Consider the following 2426-nt stretch of genomic DNA (forward strand, 5'->3'; position numbering starts at 1 on the left):
GGCAGGAGATGTCTTCGAGGGCGACGCGGGCTGGCTTGTCGTCACGGCGCCGTTCAATGCAGGTGTGTATGGTCAGGCCGATCTCCACCTCCGCCGCGAGGGGGAGCCCGACGTCATCCACCGCTTCCCGGACGTGCGCCAGTACGTGAACCAGGTCGAGGCGGTGGCCGCGACGCTACTGGACGGCGCGCCCTACGCGATGCCGCTCGAGCAGTCGCGCGGCACCCACGCCGTGATCGACGCGGTATTCGACAGGCTCGGGCCGCCGCGCTAAAGTCTCGGCGCGAGTGTGTGGAGGGGCCGCCGATGCCGAGGAACGACGACGCGAATCTCGACGGACGGGTGAACGGCGAACAGCCCGAGACGCCGGCGAAGGACCACCTGGGCCTGCGGCTTCTCTATATGGTGATCATCGCTTTCATGCTGTCGATCTCGCAGACCGTCCTGACGCTGCTGACGGTGGTGCAGTTCATCATCATGCTGGTCAACAACGGCGAGCGGAACGCGCGGCTCGCCGATTTCGGCACCGACCTCGGGATCTGGATGGCCAAGGCCGCGCGCTACCAATCCGCCGCCTCCGAGGTGAAGCCCTGGCCCTGGACCGATCTCGACTGACTGCGACGCATTGGCCGACAGAAAAACTCGGGTTTGACTTTTCCGAGTGAAATGCTCACCTTCTCCGCAGAGACTCGGACGGAGAGGGCGGCATGATCGTCTGCCACTGCACCAACATCAGCGATCACGAGATCCACTCCGCCATCGACTGGATGCGCGCCGCAGATCCCGACACGATCATCACCCCCGGCAAGGTCTACCGCGCGCTCGGCAAGAAGGCCGATTGCGGCGGATGCCTCTCGCTCTTCATGGACACGATGGCGCGCAACCCCAGCCTCGGCGTCCCCTCCGAGCTGCGCAACCTGCGCGGACGGCGCAGCACCGGGGCCTGACCGCCGGGCGCGCCGTGGTCGCAGGCGCCGGTTTTCCCATGGAAATCGGGCCCTGGCCCTGCCATCCTCACCGCAGAACGACACCCGACGCGGAACGTGCCGGGACCCCGCCGAGAACAAGGAGATCCGGAAGATGAAGGGCGACGCAAAGGTCATCGAATACCTGAACGCAGCGCTGCGCAGCGAGCTTACGGCGGTCAGCCAGTACTGGCTGCACTACCGCCTGCAGGAGGACTGGGGCTTCGGCCGCATCGCCGACAAGTCGCGCGAGGAGAGCATCGAGGAGATGCACCACGCCGACAAGCTCATCGCGCGGATCATCTTCCTCGAGGGGCACCCGAACCTGCAGAAGCTCGATCCCCTGCGGATCGGCCAGAACCTCAAGGAGACGCTCGAGGCCGACCTCGCCGCGGAGCATGACGCGCGCAATCTCTACGTCGAGGCGCGCGACTACTGCGACAGCGTGAAGGACTACGTCTCGAAGAACCTCTTCGAGGAGCTGATCGCGGACGAGGAGGGCCACATCGACTTCCTCGAGACGCAACTCGGCCTCTACGGCACGATCGGCGAGGCGCATTACAGCCTGCTTCAGGCCAAGCCCGCGAACGAGGCGGAATGACGAAGCGCTGCGGCGGCCGGGGCGACCTCGCCGCCGCTCCTTCCTGACGGGGCCTCTGGCCCTAGTCGATGACGGGGATGCCCGTGGTCACGTCCATCGTGGTGTCGGGCGCGTCGAGGGCTCCCAGGCTGAAGAGCAGAAGGTACCCGAAGATCCCCACGACCGTCAGCGCGACGAACCCCTTCTCGAGGTAGTCGACGATCCCGCTTCTGCTCCCGCCGCCGACCGCGCGGGGCAGCCGCGCCCTTTGCGGCCTGCGGTTGGCGTCCACGGATGCGCCGGACATGCCAGCGCCGTCCCGCACCCGGGCTGCCGGCGCCTCGGGAGCGATCGGGTCGGCGTCCGTCTGCGTTTCGGGCAGAGCGTCGTGTGCCGCAACGGCATCCGGCACGGCAGGTTCCGATCCGGTCTCCGGAGCGGGTTCCGGTGCGGCCTCGGTCCGGGTCTCCGGCGTGGGCGCGGCGAGCCGGGCGAGTTCCTCCGCCCGGACCATCTGCTGCGCGTCCGCGATGATCGGCGCGTAGTCCTCGGGCAGCGCCGAAGCGGAGCGGATGATGTAGGTCGCGGCGCCGAGACGGAACTGCCGCGCCTCCTCCGCGTCCTCGCAGAGGCTCAGCATCTGCGACATCACGTAGAGCGTGAATTCCTCGGGCGAGAAGCTCTCGCGGGCCTCGGCGAACCGGTCGTAGGCGTCGTCGAGCATGCCGATCATCGGCTCGCACGGGCCGGAGATGAGCGCGTCGCTGACATGTTCGGTCATGGCCCGGAGCGCTTCGCCGTAATAGACGATGCGGAACAGGGTATCCTGCTGCCCACCAACGCTCGTGGACACCAGACCCATCGGCCTCGCGATGCTCGAT

At 67.4% G+C, this 2426-nt stretch carries 3 protein-coding genes and 2 pseudogenes; 4 read left to right on the forward strand and 1 reads right to left on the reverse strand.

Going from position 1 to position 2426, the window contains the following annotated elements; translation table 11 throughout:
- From ACTS11_RS02540 to bfr, 4 genes and pseudogenes are all read left to right on the forward strand, one after another.
- A pseudogene (locus ACTS11_RS02540) lies at positions 1-274 on the forward strand (gfo/Idh/MocA family oxidoreductase); the annotation flags it as partial.
- Positions 275-306: 32 nt separating this feature from the next.
- Positions 307-615, forward strand: a complete 309-nt coding sequence (locus ACTS11_RS02545) for a DUF4389 domain-containing protein (RefSeq protein ID WP_442638780.1) — start codon at positions 307-309, stop codon at positions 613-615.
- Positions 616-707: 92 nt separating this feature from the next.
- Complete coding sequence (locus ACTS11_RS02550; protein WP_442638781.1) at positions 708-947, forward strand: (2Fe-2S)-binding protein; 240 nt, start codon at positions 708-710, stop codon at positions 945-947.
- Positions 948-1080: 133 nt separating this feature from the next.
- Positions 1081-1566: a bacterioferritin gene (bfr, locus tag ACTS11_RS02555; RefSeq protein ID WP_442638782.1), complete on the forward strand. Its 486-nt coding sequence runs from the start codon at positions 1081-1083 to the stop codon at positions 1564-1566.
- 61 nt (positions 1567-1627) lie between these two features.
- Here the strand turns inward: bfr and ACTS11_RS02560 are convergent.
- A pseudogene (locus tag ACTS11_RS02560) lies at positions 1628-2426 on the reverse strand (hypothetical protein); the annotation flags it as partial.

Origin of the sequence: Roseicyclus sp. (genome assembly GCF_052168335.1) — a bacterium.
Classification (GTDB): Bacteria; Pseudomonadota; Alphaproteobacteria; order Rhodobacterales; family Rhodobacteraceae; genus Roseibacterium.